Origin of the sequence: Sphingosinicella sp. YJ22, assembly GCF_011320075.1 — a bacterium.
Lineage (GTDB): Bacteria > Pseudomonadota > Alphaproteobacteria > Sphingomonadales > Sphingomonadaceae > Allosphingosinicella.
The window spans coordinates 1-18826 of record NZ_JAANPA010000039.1 but is presented as its reverse complement, the minus strand read 5'-3'; the positions used below and the strand labels follow the sequence as shown (position 1 = coordinate 18826).

General features: G+C 67.6%; 22 protein-coding genes. 14 read left to right on the top strand and 8 right to left on the bottom strand.

What is annotated here, in order from left to right; all coding sequences use genetic code 11:
* Positions 1 to 30 precede the first annotated feature (30 nt).
* The 3 genes from G7B71_RS12930 to G7B71_RS12920 all read left to right on the top strand — a co-directional run bounded on the left by G7B71_RS12930 (position 31) and on the right by G7B71_RS12920 (position 3432).
* The gene (locus G7B71_RS12930) at positions 31 to 1284 is read left to right on the top strand and encodes an OmpA family protein (RefSeq protein ID WP_166041539.1); all 1254 of its coding nucleotides are present in this window, start codon (positions 31 to 33) and stop codon (positions 1282 to 1284) included.
* Positions 1285 to 1458: 174 nt separating this feature from the next.
* Positions 1459 to 2817, top strand: a complete 1359-nt coding sequence (locus G7B71_RS12925) for a UDP-glucose/GDP-mannose dehydrogenase family protein (RefSeq protein ID WP_166041537.1) — start codon at positions 1459 to 1461, stop codon at positions 2815 to 2817.
* Between the two features lie 75 nt (positions 2818 to 2892).
* A complete protein-coding gene (locus G7B71_RS12920; protein ID WP_166041535.1) occupies positions 2893 to 3432 on the top strand; it encodes a superoxide dismutase family protein in 540 nt (179 codons plus the stop codon).
* Here G7B71_RS12920 and G7B71_RS12915 read toward each other — a convergent pair.
* A complete protein-coding gene (locus tag G7B71_RS12915; RefSeq protein ID WP_166041532.1) occupies positions 3429 to 5066 on the bottom strand; it encodes an MFS transporter in 1638 nt (545 codons plus the stop codon). The genes G7B71_RS12920 and G7B71_RS12915 overlap by 4 nt on opposite strands.
* A gap of 81 nt (positions 5067 to 5147) precedes the next feature.
* Here G7B71_RS12915 and G7B71_RS12910 point away from each other — a divergent pair, with 81 nt between their 5' ends.
* From G7B71_RS12910 to G7B71_RS12890, 5 genes are read left to right on the top strand one after another with little or no spacing between them, the layout of a single operon-like run.
* Positions 5148 to 5618 carry a low molecular weight protein-tyrosine-phosphatase gene (locus tag G7B71_RS12910; RefSeq protein ID WP_166041530.1) on the top strand — a complete coding sequence of 157 codons (471 nt, stop codon included), beginning with the start codon at positions 5148 to 5150 and terminating at the stop codon, positions 5616 to 5618.
* Between the two features lie 23 nt (positions 5619 to 5641).
* Positions 5642 to 6424: a fructosamine kinase family protein gene (locus tag G7B71_RS12905; RefSeq protein WP_166041528.1), complete on the top strand. Its 783-nt coding sequence runs from the start codon at positions 5642 to 5644 to the stop codon at positions 6422 to 6424.
* Positions 6425 to 6483: 59 nt separating this feature from the next.
* On the top strand, positions 6484 to 7431 hold the full coding sequence (locus tag G7B71_RS12900) for an alpha/beta fold hydrolase (protein WP_166041526.1): 948 nt from the start codon (positions 6484 to 6486) through the stop codon (positions 7429 to 7431).
* Positions 7428 to 7712: an autorepressor SdpR family transcription factor gene (locus G7B71_RS12895; protein ID WP_166041524.1), complete on the top strand. Its 285-nt coding sequence runs from the start codon at positions 7428 to 7430 to the stop codon at positions 7710 to 7712. Before G7B71_RS12900 ends, G7B71_RS12895 begins: the two co-directional genes overlap by 4 nt.
* Positions 7709 to 8383: an SdpI family protein gene (locus G7B71_RS12890; protein ID WP_166041521.1), complete on the top strand. Its 675-nt coding sequence runs from the start codon at positions 7709 to 7711 to the stop codon at positions 8381 to 8383. Before G7B71_RS12895 ends, G7B71_RS12890 begins: the two co-directional genes overlap by 4 nt.
* Here the strand turns inward: G7B71_RS12890 and thpR are convergent.
* Entirely contained in the window at positions 8368 to 8901 is a 534-nt protein-coding gene (gene thpR / locus G7B71_RS12885) for an RNA 2',3'-cyclic phosphodiesterase (RefSeq protein WP_166041519.1), read from the bottom strand. The genes G7B71_RS12890 and thpR overlap by 16 nt on opposite strands.
* 176 nt (positions 8902 to 9077) lie before the next feature.
* On the opposite strand from thpR, the gene G7B71_RS12880 reads away from it, so the two are divergent.
* The gene (locus G7B71_RS12880) at positions 9078 to 9818 is read left to right on the top strand and encodes a Bax inhibitor-1/YccA family protein (RefSeq protein WP_166041517.1); all 741 of its coding nucleotides are present in this window, start codon (positions 9078 to 9080) and stop codon (positions 9816 to 9818) included.
* A gap of 95 nt (positions 9819 to 9913) precedes the next feature.
* Here G7B71_RS12880 and G7B71_RS12875 read toward each other — a convergent pair whose 3' ends face one another.
* Complete coding sequence (locus G7B71_RS12875; RefSeq protein ID WP_166041516.1) at positions 9914 to 11713, bottom strand: ABC transporter transmembrane domain-containing protein; 1800 nt, start codon at positions 11711 to 11713, stop codon at positions 9914 to 9916.
* A 133-nt stretch (positions 11714 to 11846) separates the two neighbouring features.
* Between G7B71_RS12875 and phaZ the strand changes: the two genes are divergently transcribed.
* Positions 11847 to 13085 carry a polyhydroxyalkanoate depolymerase gene (gene phaZ, locus G7B71_RS12870; protein ID WP_166041514.1) on the top strand — a complete coding sequence of 413 codons (1239 nt, stop codon included), beginning with the start codon at positions 11847 to 11849 and terminating at the stop codon, positions 13083 to 13085.
* 205 nt (positions 13086 to 13290) lie between these two features.
* Here phaZ and purQ read toward each other — a convergent pair whose 3' ends face one another.
* Both purQ and purS read right to left on the bottom strand, forming a co-directional pair.
* Positions 13291 to 13956, bottom strand: a complete 666-nt coding sequence (gene purQ, locus G7B71_RS12865) for a phosphoribosylformylglycinamidine synthase subunit PurQ (RefSeq protein WP_166041512.1) — start codon at positions 13954 to 13956, stop codon at positions 13291 to 13293.
* On the bottom strand, positions 13953 to 14207 hold the full coding sequence (purS, locus tag G7B71_RS12860) for a phosphoribosylformylglycinamidine synthase subunit PurS (protein ID WP_166041510.1): 255 nt from the start codon (positions 14205 to 14207) through the stop codon (positions 13953 to 13955). The genes purQ and purS overlap by 4 nt, the downstream gene beginning before the upstream one ends.
* A 146-nt stretch (positions 14208 to 14353) precedes the next feature.
* On the opposite strand from purS, the gene G7B71_RS12855 reads away from it, so the two are divergent.
* Together G7B71_RS12855 and G7B71_RS12850 are read left to right on the top strand one after the other, a co-directional pair.
* The gene (locus G7B71_RS12855) at positions 14354 to 14503 is read left to right on the top strand and encodes a hypothetical protein (protein ID WP_166041508.1); all 150 of its coding nucleotides are present in this window, start codon (positions 14354 to 14356) and stop codon (positions 14501 to 14503) included.
* Positions 14504 to 14543: 40 nt separating this feature from the next.
* Positions 14544 to 14888, top strand: coding sequence for an iron-sulfur cluster assembly accessory protein (locus G7B71_RS12850; protein WP_166041506.1), 345 nt, complete (start codon positions 14544 to 14546; stop codon positions 14886 to 14888).
* Between the two features lie 55 nt (positions 14889 to 14943).
* Here the strand turns inward: G7B71_RS12850 and G7B71_RS12845 are convergent, their stop codons facing one another.
* Entirely contained in the window at positions 14944 to 15588 is a 645-nt protein-coding gene (locus tag G7B71_RS12845) for a response regulator (RefSeq protein WP_166041504.1), read from the bottom strand.
* A gap of 152 nt (positions 15589 to 15740) precedes the next feature.
* On the opposite strand from G7B71_RS12845, the gene G7B71_RS12840 reads away from it, so the two are divergent.
* Both G7B71_RS12840 and G7B71_RS12835 read left to right on the top strand, forming a co-directional pair.
* A complete protein-coding gene (locus G7B71_RS12840; protein ID WP_166041502.1) occupies positions 15741 to 15923 on the top strand; it encodes a hypothetical protein in 183 nt (60 codons plus the stop codon).
* Between the two features lie 185 nt (positions 15924 to 16108).
* Positions 16109 to 16858 carry a murein L,D-transpeptidase catalytic domain family protein gene (locus G7B71_RS12835; RefSeq protein WP_166041500.1) on the top strand — a complete coding sequence of 250 codons (750 nt, stop codon included), beginning with the start codon at positions 16109 to 16111 and terminating at the stop codon, positions 16856 to 16858.
* 52 nt (positions 16859 to 16910) lie between these two features.
* Here G7B71_RS12835 and G7B71_RS12830 read toward each other — a convergent pair whose 3' ends face one another.
* Both G7B71_RS12830 and G7B71_RS12825 read right to left on the bottom strand, forming a co-directional pair.
* A complete protein-coding gene (locus G7B71_RS12830) occupies positions 16911 to 18119 on the bottom strand; it encodes a L,D-transpeptidase family protein (RefSeq protein ID WP_166041498.1) in 1209 nt (402 codons plus the stop codon).
* 135 nt (positions 18120 to 18254) lie between these two features.
* Positions 18255 to 18826: hypothetical protein (locus G7B71_RS12825; protein ID WP_207774799.1), on the bottom strand; the 572-nt coding region annotated here is incomplete at its 5' end.

Below are 18826 nucleotides of genomic sequence, written 5' to 3'. Positions count from 1 at the left end.
GTTACCCGACGCTGAAGAAAGGGGAAGATTATGCGGAAGCTCGCCATTGCAGTGGCGCTGTCGACCACCGTCCTTGCTGGCCCGGCTCTCGCGCGTGATGGCGCTTGGTACGTGGGCGGTGATTTCGGTGCGATGATCGTCGAAGACGTTGATCTGGCGTTTGATCCGGACGGAACCAATCGGGTCGTCTCGCTCGATCATGACTATGGTTATGACGGCGCGCTGTTCGTCGGCTACGATTTCGGTGCGTTCCGACTGGAAGCCGAAGTCGCCTACAAGAGCGCCGAGCTCGAGGGTTACAATTCCGCGGTGCCCGGTCTGCCGGGCTTCTCGCCGGCCTTTATTGCGGGTGTGCGAGACGCTGGCGGCGGTGAGACCAATGTCCTGAGCGGCATGGTCAACGCCATGCTCGACTTCGGCGACGATGACGGCCTCAGCGGCTTTATCGGCGGCGGTGTCGGTATGGCTCGCGTCGACTTCAGCAACATGCGCGCGTTTGCCAACCAGGGGGCGTTCCTCGACGACTCCGACACGAACTTCGCGTGGCAGGCGATTGCCGGCGTCCGCGCCGCGATCACGCCGAACATCGACGTGACGCTGCGCTATCGCTTCTTCAACGTCGAGAATGTCGACACCGTCGGCTTCAACGGGCAGGACGTCGAAGCGCGCTTCCGCTCGCACTCGCTGCTCGGTGGCATCACCTTCAACTTCGGCGCTCCCGTCGAAGTCGTTGATGACTGCGTGGCGCCGAACTATCGCGACGCCAACGGCGTGTGCGTCACTCCGCCGCCGCCCTGCCCGGACGGCTCGGCTCGTGACGCCAACGGCCAGTGCCCGATCGTCGATCCGATCGTGACCTGCCCGCCGCCGCCGCAGAGCGATGGCACCACCCAGGTTCGCCAGAGCCAGTTGGCCACCTGCCCGCGTCCGGCGGTTCCGGTTGGTCCGTTCATCATCTACTTCGATTGGGACGTGGATGAACTGAGCGCGACCGCCCGTGCTCGCCTCGACGAGGTGGCCTCGGTCTACCAGCGCACCGGTCAGGCTCAGGTCGTTCTCGCCGGTCACGCCGACCGTTCGGGCAGCGCGACCTACAACGTCGGCCTGTCGCAGCGCCGCGCCAACAACACCCGCGACTACCTCGCGAGCCGCGGTGTTCCGTCCGGCGCGATGACCACGCAGGCGTTCGGCGAGAGCCGTCCGGCGGTCGACACGGCCGACGGCGTCCGCGAGCCGGACAACCGTCGCGTGGAGATCACCTTCGGTCCGGGTTCGGGCTTCTAAGAAGCCCTTCTTACCTGTCGCTTCGGTGGCAGGACCGAAGTCAGAAAAAATGGGAGCCGGCCCGCAAGGGGTCGGCTCCTTTTTTTGGTGCCCTGCTTCCGCCACCTAATTGTCTGTTCCTCGCGCCACTCCTGCGTTAACGGGCCTCAAAATTTCCCGTGACTGGAGTGCTCAATGCGGATTGCGATCATTGGGACCGGCTATGTCGGCCTGGTCTCCGGCGCCTGCTTTTCCGATTTCGGCCATGACGTGGTGTGCGTCGACAAGGACGCATCGAAGATCGACGCGCTCCTGAAGGGGGTGATGCCGATCTTCGAGCCGGGCCTCGACCAGCTGGTCGAGCGCAACGTGCGGCAGGGCAGACTGTCTTTCACCACCGAGCTTGCCGAGGGCGTGAAAGGGGCCGAGGCCATCTTCATCGCCGTCGGCACCCCCTCGCGCCGCGGCGACGGACACGCCGACCTCTCTTATGTCTACGGCGCGGCGCGCGAGATTGCCGAGGCACTGGACGGCCCGGCCGTGGTCGTGACCAAGTCGACGGTCCCCGTCGGCACCGGCGACGAAGTCGAACGCATCCTGCGCGAAGTGGCGCCAGACGCCGAGGTGTCGGTCTGCTCCAACCCCGAGTTCCTGCGCGAAGGCGCCGCGATCGAGGACTTCAAGCGTCCCGACCGAATCGTCATGGGCGTCGAGGATGGTCGCGCCGAGGAAGTGATGCGCGACGTCTATCGCCCGCTCTACCTTAATCGTGCGCCGCTCCTGTTCACTTCGCGCCGCACGGCCGAGCTGATCAAATATGCGGCCAATGCCTTCCTCGCGACCAAGATCACCTTCATTAACGAGATCGCGGACCTGTGTGAGGAGGTCGGCGCCGACGTCCAGGACGTGTCGCGCGGCATCGGCCTCGACAACCGCATCGGCCCGAAGTTCCTGCATGCGGGGCCCGGTTACGGCGGCTCCTGCTTCCCCAAGGACACGCTCGCGCTGCTGAAGACAGCGGAGGATTATCAGTCGCCCGTCCGCATCGTCGAGGCGGTGGTCAAGGTGAACGACGCGCGCAAGCGCGCGATGGGCCGCAAGGTGATCAAGGCGCTCGGCGAGGAGCCGCGCGGCAAGACGGTCGCCCTGCTCGGCCTCGCTTTCAAGCCCAACACCGACGATATGCGCGACGCGCCCTCGATCGCGATCTTCCAGGCGCTGGAAGATGCCGGCGTGAATGTGCGCGGCTACGATCCCGAGAGCGTCGAACAGGCGCGTCCGCTGATGCCCGGCATGACCTTCTGCGACACGCCGTACGCGGCTGCCGAGGGCGCCGACGCCGTGGTGCTGGTGACGGAGTGGGACGTGCTGCGCGCGCTCGACCTCAAGCGGTTGAAGGCGGTGATGGCCGGCGACGAGTTGGTCGATCTGCGCAACATCTATACGCCGCAGGAGGTGACCGGCGCCGGCTTCCAGTGGCAGGGCGTCGGCAAGCCGATGCGGGGGCGCACCGGCAGCATCGAGGTGGCCGATCGCTCGCCGGTATCGGCCTGAGCGTCGCCGCCGCAACTCTTGGCCCAAGGCGATCGTTGCCCCGCTGAACAATTCCCGATTTTGATGGAGCCTAGCATGCGCGTGAGGAAGTCGTTGCCGGTTGTGGGACTGTGCGGGCTGGCGGTCGCGGCATGCGTGCCCAACGGATCGCCTGGGACGCCGGCGCCCGCATGGACCGAAGCCAGCGCCCGAGTCCTCGCTCCGAGCGGAGGCCAACTCGCCGTCGCCAGCGCCGTGCAGCAGAATGACGGTCTGCGGATCTCGGTGAGCGCAAGCGGGCTACGGCCCGGGTCTTACGGCCTTCATGTTCATGCGGTCGGCCGCTGCGAAGGCGATTTCACCAGCGCGGGACCGCACTGGAACCCGACCATGCGCCAGCATGGCAGCCAGAATCCGCAAGGCCCGCACCGCGGCGACCTTCCCAACCTCATCGTCGGCGCGAACGGCCAGGGCGAGATCGCCTTCACCATCCCCGACGCCCGCCTTTCCGGCGGCGTCGGCGGCATGCTCGACGCTGACGGAGCCGCGATCGTCGTCCATGCCGGGCCCGACGATTACCGCACCGACCCGAGCGGCAATAGCGGCACGCGGATCGGCTGCGGGGTGTTCGGCTAGACTGCGCCGAGCGGCGCGGCGTCCGCTGACTCGGCGGCACGCGCCCGCTCTTCCTTGCTCGCTTCCAGCGCGCCGAGATGGCGCGAGGCGATCCATAGCGCCGTCAGGGTGAGCGGCACCATCGCGAACAAGGCGAAGATGCCGGCGGCGAGGCTGCCGGCCGCCGCCGCGACCTGGCCCGCATAATAGGGCCCGAGCGCCAGCCCGACCATCGTCGTGCCGAGGATGTAGGTGGCGCCGGCCGTGCCGCGCATGCGCGGCAGCACCAGGTCCTGCAGGGTCGCGACGGCCGCCCCCACCCAGAGCGAGCTGAACAGGTGGGCGAGGGGGCTCGCGACGTAGAAGCCGGTCGCGCTATCGGTGGTCAGCATATAGGTGATGATCGGCAGCGGCAGCACCGCCGCGAGCATGTTGATGTAGAGCCGCCCGTTCACATCGCGCTGACGCCACAGGTCGGACAGATAGCCGCCGATGATGACTCCGAGAGCGGCGGTGACCGCGTTGGTCGTGCCGAGGATCAGGCCGACCTCGGTCTTCGCCGTCATGCCCGGGAAGAAGAGTCCCGGCGCCAGCGGGCCGGCATAGAAGGTCGCCTCGGCATAGCGCGGGAACCAGAAGGTGCTGGCATAGGCGACGAAGGCGATGCTGCCGAACGCGGCGGTGATCAGCACCACCACCCAATGGCCCCAGATCAGCGCATGGGTGGCCGGATCGCGGAATCTGAGCGACTGCACCCATGAGAAGACGGCGTAGACGCCGAGGCCGTAGGCGACCCATTGTGGCCAGTTGCCCGTCAGCAGGACGAGCCCGTAGGCTGCGAGCACGATCACCGCGAGCGCCACGAGATTGGTGCGCAGCGCCTTCGCGGACAGCGCCGCGAGGTTGAACAGGGTGAATGGCGGGATGATCGCGAACAATTCGCGGCCGAAGTCGCGCCAGGCGTTGGGCCGCACAATGGGCTGGGGATGGCCGTCCATCGCGCCGCGCTGCGGCTCGCGAAGCGACAGCACCCACAACGCGAGGAGGAGCCCGGGCAGGCCGACGGCGAGGAAGGCGGCCTGCCATCCGGCGAGGCCCAGCGGCGCGAGCTCGGCCGCCGGATAGGCCCGGTTCCAGCCGCTCGCGACGGCGCCGCCGATCGGCAGGCTGAGCGCGCCGCCGATATAGAGGCCGGCCGAGTAGATCGACAAAGCGGTGGCTCGGCGCTCCTTGGGGAAGCTGTCGGCGATCATCGAGTAGGCGGCAGGCGACGCGCTCGCCTCGCCGATGCCCACGCCGATCCGCGCGGCGGTGAGCTGGCCGAGAGTCGACGCGAAACCCGACGCAACGGTCATCGACGACCACAGCGCCAGCCCGATCGCCATCAGCCGGCCGCGGTACCAGCTGTCGGCCAGCCGCCCGAGCGGGATTCCGAACAGGGCGTAGAAGACGGCGAAGGCGGTTCCGTACAGGAAGCCGATCTCCGCCTCGGTGACGCCGAGGTCGGCCTGGATGTCGGCGACGAGGATCGACAGGATCTGTCGGTCGATGAAGTTGACGACATAGACGAGGACGAGGACGAACAGCGCATACCAGGCATAGGCGGACACGCGCGGTCGCTGCGTCCCCTCCATCGGTGCGGCAGCTTCGGCCATCCTCAACCCTCGCATTGCTCTGGCGTTGGTCAATGGCTAGCAGAGGGCCGGCTTTTGGCAATGCGCGAGGGCGAGGTCGCGATGAGTGCGTCGGTTCTGTTCGTGTGTCTCGGCAATATCTGCCGCTCGCCGCTGGCCGAGGCGGCGCTCGTGGCCGAGGCGGAGCGCATCGGCCTCGATCTTGAGGTCGATTCCGCCGGCACTGGCGACTGGCATCTCGGCTATCCGCCCGATCCGCGGTCGGTGGCGGTCGCGCAGCGCAACGGCGTCGACATCTCGCACCTGCGCGCGCGCCAGGTGCGGCCGGAGGATTTCCACGTCTTCGACCAGATCGTCGCGCTCGACCTTCAGAACCTTGCCAACCTCGAGGCGATGCGGCCGGCCGGCGCCAAGGCGGAGCTGTCGCTGCTCATGGACCATGTTCCGGGCCGCGAAGGTCAAGCGGTCGCCGATCCCTATTATGGCGAGGACAGCCTTTTCGACGCGACTTGGCGGGAAGTCACCGAAGGCGCCGCGGCGCTCGCCCGTCGCCTCAAGGAGCAGCACGGCTGAGCGCCTTCCGCGACAAGGTCGCGATGCTGACCGGCGTCGCACCGGAGCGGATCCAGCGCCTCTATGGCGGCGACCTGTCGGAAGTGCTGCTGCTGCATCGCGATGGCGGCCAGGCGGTCGTTGCCAAGGGCGGGCCGGCGGCGGGGACCGAGGCGCAGATGCTTCGCGAGCTGGCCGCCGCCGGAGTCCCCGTGCCGGCGGTCGAGGCGGAATATGGCGACGTCCTGCTGATCGAATATGTCGATGCGGACGAGGCGTTCACACCGCGCGCCTGGGCCGATATCGGCGCGCGGACGCGGGCGTTGCACAATCATCTCGGTGAAAGCTACGGCTGGCCGGTCGACTACGCGTTCGGCTCGGTGCGGCTCGACAACAATCCAGTTGAGGACTGGCCGCGCTTCTGGGGCGAGCAACGGCTTGTCGAGACCGCGGCCCTGCTCGATCGGCCGTGGCGGGAGCGCGTCGAGCGCCTGGCGGCGCGCATCACCGATCTCCTGCCGGCGCGGCCTCCGGCCTCGCTTCTCCATGGCGACCTTTGGGCGGGCAACATGCTCGTCCGCGACGGCCGGCTCGCGGCCTTCATCGATCCGGCCTGCTATCATGGCCATGCCGAGGTCGATCTGGCGATGATCTGCCTGTTCGGTCGTCCGGACCCGGCCTTTTGGGAGGCCTATGGCGATCTCGAGCCCGGCTGGGGGGAGCGTCGCGCCCTCTATCAGCTGTTCCCGGCGCTGGTGCATCTCCGACTGTTCGGGGTTAGCTACGCCTCGCTGGTCGACCGGCTGCTGACTGCCGCCGGCGCTTGACGCGCGCCTGAATGTTAGCTATTTAGCTAAATAGCTAACAGGCTAACCAGGAGGCGACGATGACGATCGCGACGATTTTGGCGGCTCTGGCGGTGGCGACTGCCCCGGTCTCGACCGAAGTCAGCGTTCCCGGCCCGGACGGTGCGCTGCGCGGCACGCTGACTGCGCCCGAGGGCAATGCCCGCGCAGCGGTGCTGATCCTTCCCGGCTCCGGCCCGACCGACCGCGACGGCAACAATCCGATTGGGGTTCGCGCTGCCCCCTACCGCCTGCTGGCGGAAGGGCTGGCCGAGCGCGGCGTCGCCAGCGTCCGCATCGACAAGCGGGGCCTGTTCGGCAGCCGCGAGGCGGTGCCCAACGGCAACGCGGCGACCATCGCCGATTATGCGGCGGATGTCGGCGCCTGGCTCCCCGAGGTTCGGCGCCGCACCGGCGCGTCCTGCGTCTGGCTGCTCGGACATAGCGAAGGTGGCCTGGTCGCTCTCGCCGCGCGGGAACGGGAAGGCGTATGTGGCCTTATCCTGGCCACGGCGCCGGGACGGCCCCTGGGGCAAGTCATCCGCGAGCAGCTGCGCGCGAACCCGGCGAACGCGCCGTTCCTGGACGAGGCGCTGGCGGCGATCGACCGACTCGAGCGGGGTGAGCGGGTCGATGAGGCGGGGGTCAGCCCGGTGCTTCGGCCGCTCTTCAACGCTGCCGTGCAACCTCTCCTCATCGACCTCATGTCGCACGATCCGGCGCGCATGATCGCCGGTTATGACCGGCCTGTGCTGATCCTCAGCGGCGGCCGCGACGTCCAGATCGGCGAGGCGGATGCCCGTGCGCTTTCGAGCGCGAATCCGGGCGCCCGGCTGGTGGTGCTGCCCAACGTCAACCATGTGCTGAAGGCGGTCGACAGCGATGACCGCGCGGCCAATCTCGCGACCTATGGCAACGCGAATCTGCCGCTCGCGGACGGGGTGGTGTCGAGCATCGCTGACTTCCTGGCGGAGCATCCAGCCCGGTGAACGTCATCTTCGAAGCCTTGGCGCATCCGACCCGGCGGGCGATCCTCGAGATGCTGAAAGGCGGCTCCCGGACCGCCGGCGAGATCGCCGACGCCTTCGACGTGTCGAAGCCGACCATGTCGGGGCATTTTCACAAGCTGAAGGAGGCCGGGCTGATCCACGCCGACCAGCGCGGCAACTCCATCCTCTACTCGATCAACATGAGCGTGCTCGAAGAGGCTCTGCTCGGCTTCATGGGCAAGATGGGCGTCAGCGCCCGCACGGAGGGAGAAGCGACATGACCAGGAACAGCGTGGGCCTTGCATCCCTGCTGGTGGTGGCAACGCTCGGCGCCACGGCGCTGTTCGGCGGCATGGCGATGCCGGACGGAATCCGGCTGCCGACCCATTGGGGCATCAACGGCGAGCCCGACGCCTTCGCCGACAAGTGGACCGCGCTGCTGATGCCGGTCGCGCTCACCGCCGGCGTGTCGCTGCTCTTCTACTTCCTGCCGTCGCTCGAGCCTCGCCGCGACGGCCTGGCGCGCAGCCAGGGTCTCTATTTGTGGGGCTGGGTCGCGCTGCTGATGATCGGCGCGGTGATCCAACTCGCCTTGCTGTCGACCGGCCTCGGCTGGGGCATTCCGGTCAATCATCTGATCGTCGGCTCGGTCGGGGTGATGCTGGTGCTGATCGGCAATCAGCTGGGCAAGTCCCGCTCGATGTACCTCATCGGCCTGCGCACGCCGTGGACGCTGGCGAGCGAGGAGGTGTGGATCAAGACTCATCGCCTGTGCGGCAAGCTGATGGTGCTCGGGGGGATCGCCATGGTGGTCGCGGCCATGCTGCCGCTGCCTTCCGGATTGCTCGCGACGGTGGCGATCGTCGTCATCGGCATCGCCGCCGGGGTGCCGATCCTCTATTCCTTTATCGCCTGGCGCCGCGAGCGGCGCGCCGATCAGGCGAGGGGATAGGTCTCCAGTTTCGTATAGACGGCCCCGTCGGGCGTCAGCCGGCTCTCGTAAAGGCCGAACGCCCCGACCCGGAACACCTCGCTGCTCACCGTGCCGGAGCGGGCCAGAAAGCCGTCGGTCCGACCGGAGCTGCGCCCGAGCCGCGCCAGCGTGATGTGCGGGTGGAAGGCACGGCGGTCGGGCTCGATGCCGACGCGCGCCATCGCTTGATCAACCTTCTTGTGGAGGGTGTGCACCGGCTCCGGCGGAGCGACCCCTGCCCAGGCCGTCGTCGGCACGCCGCGCTTGTCGAAGACACCGAGGCCGCTGACCGCCAACCCGAAGGGCGGATGGTGGATCGATCCCAGCGCGGCATGGACGTCCTCGGCCTGATGGCGGTCGACCTCGCCGAGAAAGCGCAAGGTGAGGTGGAGCTGGTCGTCGTCCTGCCAGCGCGCGCCGCTGATCCCGCCCATCAGGTCCAGCAGCGCGTCTCGGATGTTGGACGGCGGCCGAATGGCCACGAAGAGCCGGTGCATGGCAGGCATTTAGGGCCGAGGCGGATGCTTCGCTAGAGCGGCTGGGTCGGCGAAACGCACGGATTCCCGCGGACCGCCCGCTGCGGGTAACCACGTGTTTCGCTTGAAATCCCCCTGCGCTCCGCTGATATTGGCGTGAGGCGGCATCATCGCCGCTAAAGGAGAGAGTAGGGACTATGGCAGATCGGTTTGACACGCGCTTCGGTGCGCCGCCGCATGCCGCGACGGATTATGCCGGTCGGGATGTGACCGGCTACGACGCCGGCCTGCGCAAGCACATGCTTTCCGTTTATAATTACATGGCCTCGGGCGTACTGTGGACCGGCATCGTCGCTCTGCTGTTTGCCAGCAGCGGCATGGCGTTCGACATCATGGTCGGCCCCGGCATCCTGAAATATGTCATCATGTTCTCGCCGCTGGCGTTCGTGATGGTGCTGAGCTTCGGCATCCACCGCCTGTCGACCGGGACGGCGCAGTTGCTCTACTGGGCGTTCGCGACGGTCATGGGTCTGTCGATGTCGACGATTTTCCTGGTGTTCACCGGGGAATCGATCGCGGCGACCTTCTTCGCGACCGCGGCCGCCTTCGCGAGTCTCAGCCTCTACGGCTACACCACGAAGCGTGATCTGAGCGGCTTCGGCACTTTCCTGATCATGGGCGTCGTCGGCCTTCTGGTGGCGATGATCGTCAACATGTTCATGCAGTCCGAGGCGATGATGTACGTGATCAGCGTCATCGGCGTGCTGCTGTTCGCCGGCCTCACGGTCTACGACACGCAGCGGATCAAGAGCCTCTACTTCCAGGTCGCCGGCACCGATTTCCTCGGCAAGGCGGCGATTATGGGCGCGCTATCGCTCTATCTCGACTTCGTGAACATGTTCACCTTCCTGCTCAACCTGATGGGCAGCCGCGACTAAGCGCGCCGATCAGAGCAGAAAACGGAAAGGCCCGGTGGCAACACCGGGCCTTTTTTTGGGTTCCTGTGCCCCGGCGAAGGCCGGAGCCCGGAATCTCAGGCCGCCAGCCCTTCGAACTGGAGCCGTGCCAGCCGCGCGTAGAGCCCGTTCTGGGCGCTCAGCGTGTCGTGAGTGCCTTCCTCGACGATCTCGCCCTTGTCCATGACGACGATGCGGTCGGCTGCGCGCACGGTGGCGAGGCGGTGGGCGATGACGAGGGTGGTGCGGTTCTCGAACAGCCGCTCGAGGCTCTGCTGGACCAGGCGCTCCGACTCCGCGTCGAGCGCCGAAGTCGCCTCATCGAGCAGCAGTAGCGGCGCGTCGCGCAGGAGTGCCCGGGCGATCGCCACGCGCTGGCGCTGGCCGCCGGACAGGCGCGCTCCGCCTTCGCCGAGATAGGTGTCGAGCCCCTCGGGGAGGGCGCTCAGGAAGTCCGCGGCATTGGCCGCCTCAGCCGCGCTCCACAGCTCCTCGTCGCTCGCGTCCCACTTGCCGTAGCGCAGGTTGTCGCGCGCGGACGCGGCGAAGATCACCGTCTCCTGGGGCACCACGGCGATACGGGCACGGATGTCGGCCGGGTCGGCCTCGCGCACGTCCACCCCGTCGATACGGACGCTTCCGGTCTCGGGGTCGTAAAAGCGCTGGGCGAGCTGGAACAGCGTCGACTTGCCGGCGCCGGACGGTCCGACCACCGCCAGCGTCTCGCCGCGCTTCACGTCGAGGTTGAAGCCGGTGAGAGCGCTCACCTCGGGCCGGGTGGGATAGCGGAAGGTGATGTCATCGAACGCAAGAGTGCCGAGCGGGGGCTCGGGCAGCGGCTTGGGATTGGTCGGGGCGCGGATCGCCGGCTCCTGCGAGAGCAGTTCCGCCAACCGGCCGGCGGCGCCGGCGCCGCGCAGAAGCTCGCCATAGACTTCGGTCAGCGCCCCGAACGAGCCGGCGACGAGGCCGCCGGTCAGAACGAAGGCGGCGATGGTGCCGCCGCTTATCCGCCCGGCGGCGACGTCGAGCGCGCCCTGCCACATCACCAGCGTGATCGATCCGAACACGAGCGCGATCACCACCGCGGTCATCACCGCCCGAAGCAGGATCCGGGTCTTGGCCGTCGCGAACACCGCGTCGACCGCGGTGCGGAAGCGGCTCGCCTCGCGCTCCTCCTGGCCGAACGCCTGGACGATCTTCATCGCCCCCATCGTCTCGTCGACCATCGCGCCCACCTCGGCGACCCGGTCCTGGCTCTTGCGCGACACCGTGCGCACCTTGCGGCCGAAGAAGGTGATCGGCAGCACCACCACCGGGATGACGATCAGCAGCATCGCGGTGAGCCGCGGCGCCAGCGCGAACAGGTAAGCGAGCCCGCCGAACGCCATCAGCACGTTGCGCAGCACCACCGAGACGGTCGATCCGACCACCCCCTCGATGATCGTCGTGTCCGCAGTCAGGCGCGAGGCGATCTCGGACGGGCGGTTCTCCTCGAAATAGGCGGGCTCGAGGCGCAGCAGGTTGCGGTCGACGGCGATGCGCAGGTCGGCGACGACGCGCTCGCCGAGCCAGGACACGAAATAGAAGCGCGTCGCCGTCGCGGCCGCCATGATCGCCACGATCAGCAGCAGATATTGGAACCAACGGCCGATGTCGGCGCCGTCGCCGCCGAAACCCCGGTCGATGATCAGCCGGAACGCGCTCGGGATCGCGAGCGTGGCGGCCGCCGCGACGACGAGCGCGAGGATCGCCCCGGCGACATGGCCGCGGTAGCGGGCGACGAAGCGCCAGATGATCAGGAGATTGGCGAACTTGCCCGGCTGCGCGCTCTCGCCCGCGCCGTTGCTGTCGCCGGTAACGGGTGTCGCGGCCATGGCGCCGGCCTAGCAGCGGCGTTCCGCCTGCTCAATGCCGCGCACAAGCCTGGGGACGATCTCATGTTTGCGATGGAACAAGCCTTAACCCCTGCTATTCAATACCCATATTCAGGGCGGGGCTGGAGTTTGAATGCTTTACGACGCGTATGAAGTGCAGCGCTCGCTGCTGACCGGGGCGAGCACCATGGCCGATATCGGCGCTGGCCTCCTCAACAATCCCGCCAATCCGTTCGCCTATTCGCACATGGGCCCGATCATGGCGTCCGCGCTGCAGGTGTTCGCGCACGCCTCGGCGCCGCGCGGCAAGCCGGAGTTCGGATTTGCCACCACCATGGTCGACGGCCGCGAGGTCGCGGTCCACGAGGAGATCGTGCTCCGCAAGCCGTTCGGCCAACTGAAGCGATTCCGGCGTGAGGGCGTCGAGGGCGGCCCCAAGCTGCTCATCGTCGCGCCGATGTCCGGCCACTATGCGACCTTGCTGCGTGGCACGGTCGAGCGGATGATGCCGGGCCACGACGTCTACATCACCGACTGGCGCGACGCGAAGCTGGTATCGCTCGCGGATGGCCGCTTCGATCTCGACGATTATGTCGACTATCTCGTGGAGTTCATGGAGCATATCGGCGGCCGACCGCATGTGCTCGCGGTGTGCCAGCCGTCGGTGCCGGCTTATGCCGCGGCGGCGCTGATGAGCGCCAACCGCCATCCCAATCGCCCGGCGACGCTCACCCTGATGGGCGGGCCGATCGACACCCGCGAGGCGCCCACGGAGGTCAACACGGTCGCGACCCAGCGGCCCTTCTCCTGGTTCAAGAGCAACGTCATCGCGACCGTGCCCTACACGTATCCGGGCAGCGGCCGGAAAGTGTATCCGGGCTTCCTCCAGCTCGCCGGCTTCATGGCGATGAATTTCGGCAACCACCTCGTCAGCCACTGGGGGATGTTCAAGCATCTCGTCGAGGGCGACGGAGATAGCGCCGACGCGACGATGGCCTTTTATGAGGAATATCGCTCGGTTTGCGACATGACCGCCGAATTCTACCTCCAGACCATCGACGTCGTGTTCCAGCGGCACCTGCTGCCCAAGGGCGAGATGACCCATCGCGGCGTGGCGGTCGATCCGGCCGCGATCACCGACATCCCGCTGCTCGCGATCGAAGGCGAGCGCGACGACATTTCCGGCCTCGGCCAGACCAAGGCGGCGCTCGACATCGCGACTCGACTGCCGGCCTCGGACAAGCGCTATTACATGGCCGAGGGCGTCGGCCATTACGGCATCTTCCACGGCAGCAAGTGGCGCACGAAGATCGCGCCGATCGTCGAGGAGTGGATCGCGCGCGCCGAAGCGCCGCTCGCCAAGGCCGCCTAACTCATTGAAATAGAGGCAAGGATCGCCACATTCCGATCAGTTCGCAACAACTGAAAGGAGGTGGTCTGATGTCTCATTGTCATATGCCGTTCGCGGCGAGCCAGGTGAGCGCAGCCTCCGCGGAGGTCCGCGCCTGACTTCAGGCCGCTTCGGCTGACAATGGAAAGGCCGTCCCGAAAGGGGCGGCCTTTCTCTTTTTCAGGCTTCAGGCGAGCGCCTCGACCAGGCCCTCGAACAGCCGCTTGCCGTCGGTTCGACCATGCGCCGGCTCCACCGCGCGCTCGGGGTGGGGCATCAGGCCGAGCACGTTGCCGCCTTCGTTGACGATGCCGGCGATGCGCCGCGCCGAGCCATTGACCTCCTCGGCATAGCGGAAGGCGACGCGGCCTTCGCCCTCGAGCCGGTCGAGCGTCTCTTCGTTCGCGGTGTAGTTGCCGTCGTGATGCGCGACCGGGAAGACCACGCTCTCGCCGGAATCGTAGCGGCTGGTGAACGCCGACTGGCTGTTGTCGACGGTGAGGCCGACGTCGCGGCCGACGAAGCGGATGCCGGCGTTGCGCATCAGCGCCCCGGGCAGCATCCCGGTCTCGGTGAGGATCTGGAAGCCGTTGCAGATGCCGATCACGGCCACGCCCCGGTCGGCGGCGGCCTTGACCGCCTGCATCACCGGCGACCGCGCGGCGATTGCGCCGGAGCGCAGATAGTCGCCGTAGGAGAAGCCTCCGGGCACGGCAACGATGCCGGTGCCCTCGGGCAGCTCGGTCTCCTTGTGCCATACCATGGCCGGCGCCATGCCGGTCGCGAGGCGAAGCGCTTCGGCGACGTCGCGGTCGCAATTGGAGCCGGGGAAGACGATGACGGCGGTCTTCATGAGCGCTGGCCCGCCGCCTCCACCTTCTCGATCCGGTAATTCTCGATCACGGTGTTGGCGAGCAGCTTGCGGCACATCTGGTCGATGTCGCCCTCGCCGGCGGAGTCGTCCTCCAGCTCGAGCTCGATCAGCTTTCCGGCGCGCACGTCGCGGACGCCGTCGAAGCCAAGGCCCTCCAATGCATGGTGGATCGCCTTGCCCTGCGGGTCGAGCACGCCGGACTTGAGCGTCACATGGACCCGGTATTTCATGCGCGTCAGCTCCTGGGGATGAGACGGCGGGGCCGCCCGAAGAAGGTGCCGCGCATATGGCCTCTGTGGTTCACCGCGGCAAGGATTTACGCGTGCTTTACCGCGTTGCGGCTATTGCGTCCGGCGGCACGCGGGAAGGAATTCGGATGCTCGGTTTGGCGATGGCGATGTTTATCGCTCTGTTCGGCTTCGGCGAGCAGTTCCTCGGCTGGTCCGATCCCGCCGGCAAGGTCCAGCTGGGGCTGTTCATGGCCTTCCTGTTCGGAATGATCTGCGGCTACCGCGCCAAGGGGTGAGCCGCTTGTGGTGCGGCGGGGGCCCGCCTATCTCCATCCTATGAGTGAAACCACCGACATCGCCGACATCGCGCTGAGCCCCGCGGCGGCGGCGCGCGTTGCGCTGATCGCCGGGAAGCAAGGCAAGCCGGCGATGCTGCGCCTGTCGGTCGAAGGCGGCGGCTGTGCCGGCTTCCAGTACAAGTTCGGCCTCGCCGACGCGGCTGGGGAGGGCGATATTGTGGTGCAGACCGACGGCGTGCGCCTCGTCGTCGACGACGTCTCGCTGGATCTGGTGCGCGGCAGCGTCGTCGATTTCGTCGAAAGTCTCGGTGGCGCCGCCTTCCAGGTGCGCAACCCGCAGGCCGCTTCCGGCTGCGGCTGCGGCACCAGCTTCTCGATCTAGCTGCTCTTTCTGTCGCGGTTGCAGGCCGGCAGCCAGGACCCGCCGCCCAACCGCGCTAGGCCGACGTCTGCGCCGCCGGGCGGACTCCGGCCTCCAGCGCCAGCGCGACCGCCTGGGCGAGGCTGGCGACTTCGAGCCGGTCCATCATGTTGCCGCGGTGCATCTCGACCGTGCGCAGGCTGATGCCGAGCGACTGGGCGAGCTCCTTGTTGGACTGTCCGGCGAGCAGGCCCTGCAGAACCTCGAACTCGCGTGCGGTGAGCTGCTCGACCCGCGCCTTCGCCTGGCGGTGACGCTCCCCCGCCTGCAGCCGCTCATCGAGCAGGCCGGCGGCGCGCTTCAGCGTCTCGAGCAGCGGATCGATGCGGATCGGCTTTTCGAGGAATTCGACGGCACCGAGCTTCATCGATTGCACCGCGACGGGGATGTCGCCGGCGCCGGTCATGACGATCACCGGCCAGTCGATGCCCCGGTCGCGCAGAGTCTGCATCAGCGTGAAGCCGTCCATGTCGGGCATCCTGAGGTCGAGCAGGATGCAGCCTGGCTTCAATCCGTCGAGCCCGTCGAGGAAATCCCCGGCCGACGCGAAGGGATGGGACGTCAGATCCGGCGATTCCGCGATCATCCTGCTGATCATCGTGCGCAGGCTGCTGTCATCGTCGATGACATAGACGGTTAGGCGGCGGGGGCTTTGCTGCAAGTCTCGATACTCGTTTCGGACGCGGGAAAGATTGGAACGCCTCGCTTTCCTGCGGTTTTTACCACGGATCCGAGGCCCGACCCAGTGCGGGAGGTTAATCCGCCGGAAGTCATGCCTCCGGCGCGCTATAGGGTAGAAGGAGGTGGGTTCCAATGGACCCAGTCGCAGCGCACTGCCAGGCGAGCGATGTCATCGCCGAGGAGGGCAGCATCATCATTGAGGGCCCTGACGGTGTGGCGGTGACGATGTCGCCGGATGCCGCCGAGGAGACGGCGCATCGCCTGCTGCGCGCCGTCTCGGAGGTCCGGGCAAGCGGCAAAATCTCCGACGGCTGAGAGCCGGAGCAGCGGGTGTAGCTCGGCTCGGAATCGGGCAAGAAGTTAACCGCGCGGACACGCAAGTTCCTCTCCATGCGGCAAGTCGCAGGCCTGCCGGGACGAACCGCACTCTCACGCCCCCGGACGTAATTGATTCGCTAACGCAAGGAGACTTACTTTCGCTCTTAGAGCGGAGGGTGTTGATGCGTTTCACGCGTAGGCAGATTGTCGAGACTGGGCTGGCCACCGGATTGCTGGGACTTGCGAGTCCGGCCGGCGCGAGCTTGCTCCAGGATCGCCGCCGTCCCGGCATGGCCGGCGTGGGCACGACCGCCACGCCCATGCGCCAGCCGCATCCCGGCCAGCCGCTTCCGGCGCGCCCGCAGCCGCCCGTTATTGCGCGGGCAACGGTCCCGGCGCAGCCGCGCGTCCAGGTCGACCCGAGCGTCAATCCCTTGCTCGTCGCGGCGGCGCGCGCGTCCTACGACCGCCACCGCTCGCGCCTGCGCCACACCGACACGGTCGGCATCGTCGATTTCGGGCGGATGTCGAGCCAGCCGCGCTTCTACCTTCTCGATACCGGCAGCGGCCGTGTCTCGCAGCACCATGTCGCGCACGGCCGGGGCTCGGATCCCGAGCATACCGGTCTGCTGCAGCGCTTCTCCAACCGAGTCGGCTCCGAGGCGACGTCCGACGGCGCCTATCTCACCGACGAATATTATAACGGCCGCTACGGCCGCTCGATGCGGGTCCAGGGCCTCGATTGGACCAACAACAACGCCTACCAGCGGGCGATCGTCGTCCACTCGGCCTGGTATGCCGAGCCGAGCATGCTCGCCACCCGCGGCCTTCTCGGCCGCAGCGAGGGCTGCTTCGCGATGTCCTATGCGAGCCTTCAGGAAACGCTCGGCCGCCTCGGTCCGGGCCGCTTCCTCTACGCCAGCCGGGCGTAAGCCGCCTACCTCTCCAAATCTCGGGACCCGGACCTGACGGCCGGGCTCGACCCTAGCTTCCGCTCGCCATCGCGCGGTCGCTCGGCGCTCGGTTGAGCGCCTGGCGCACCCGCGTGTCGCGGCCATAGACGTCGGTATAGGTGACGATGTTGCCGTCGTTGGTCGCTGCCGCGGTGAAGTAGGAGATGTAGACCGGCATCGGCGCGGCGAGCCGGGCCTGCGTGGTGCGGCCGGCGGCGATCGCCTCGTCGATCCGGCCGCGGTCCCACTCGCCGGTCGATTCGAGCAGGCGGGCGGCGAAGTCGCGGATTCCCTGGGTGCGGATGCAGCCATGGCTGAACGCGCGCACCGATCGGCTGAACAGATTCTGCGCCGGCGTGTCGTGAAGGTAGATCGCATGCTCGTTCGGCATCTCGATCTTGACCCGGCCGAGCGAGTTGCGCGGGCCCGGCGGCTGGCGGACGATGCGATAGCCGTTGGCCTCGCGGACCTGGTAGCCGCCGAAACCGCGCATCGTGCGCACGATGCTCTGCGGCACCGTCCACCACGGGTTGAAAGTCACCGCCACGGCCGTCGCGGACAGCTGCGGGGTCGGCGTGCTGGTCGCTCCGACGACGGTGCGGTGGCGGGCGATCACCTCGCCATTCTCGATGAAGGCAGCGGTGAACGCCGGCACGTTGACGATGATGTGACGCTCGCCGAGGTTGCGCGGCATCCACCGCCAGCGCTCCATGTTGGCGCGGATGAGGTCCCGACGCTCGGCATTGGCCGGATTGGCGAGCGCTCGGCGCAGGCCGACATATTGCGGGTGGGTCGGCAGCAGGCCGTCGAGGATTCCGGCGACGCCGCCGCGCTTGGCCCGTTCCAGCAGGTTGCGCTGCTCGGCTTCGTCGATGCCGCTCGGCGCCATGTACCAGCTCACCCGGTCGGCGCCGCGCACCGATCCGCCGCTGAGGTCGCGGGCGAGGCGCATGAAGATGTCGTCGGCGACTCGCGTGAACGCGGCCTGGTCGCCGGCCGTCAGGGCGGCGCGGAGCCGGTCGGGGGCGTAATTGGCCGGGCTCAGCCCCTCGGCGTCAAGCCGCTCGACATAGGCGACCAGCTCGGTCGCAGCGGGACGGGCCCAGTGCATGGTCGCCGCGGGTGCCGGCGGGGTCGCCTGCTGCGGGGCCGGCTGATTGCTCTGGGCATGAACGGCGGCGGGAAGGGTGGGCGAGGTTAGCGCGAACGCCAACAAAGTGGGGCGGACCAGCATCTTCATGGCCTTCATCCTAATTCACCTTCTCGCTTCAAGCCAGTTCCGGCGCTTCGTCGCGACGCCCTTTTGGACGCGCGAATTGCCGATTGTGTCTTTTCCGATACGCCGCTGAACCGGAGCGGAACAGGCGGGCCCCCTTCAAACCCTTTTGCTGATCTTGTGAGGCCGCTGCCCGATCGTCCGGTACACGCGTGAGCCGAGATCCAGCCGGAACGGCCCCATCTTCTCGTTGTCGTTGTCCGGCTGGCGGCCGATGACGAAGCTCTTCGACGTCTGTCCGGAGCGGCTGGTGCTCCACGCGTAGAAGGCGTTGACGCCGATCAGAGGCACGAACAGCAGCTTGTCCGCGACCTTCAGCGCGCTGATGCGGTCCCGCGTGATGTCGACGGTGCCCTTCATGACGATCTCGCCGCCGGCGGGGATATCGGGCATCGTCAGCGTCTTATAGTCGCCCGGCTTGGCCTTGAAATAAGCGGCCAGCTCCTGGTCCTGCTGGTCGGTGCTGCAGAAGAAGCGGGCCTGAAGCTTGACGTCGCGGGCGACGCTGCCGCCGGTGTTGCGGACGGTGAGCTCGAACTCGATCACCGACTGGTCGAGGTCGACTCGCGCCTTTTCCGGGACCAGCGCGATGTCCAGCCACGGACGCGGCACCGGGTCGGGGCGCGGGCCGGCGGGCACGCGCGGCGCCGCGCCGATGGGGCGCGCAGGCG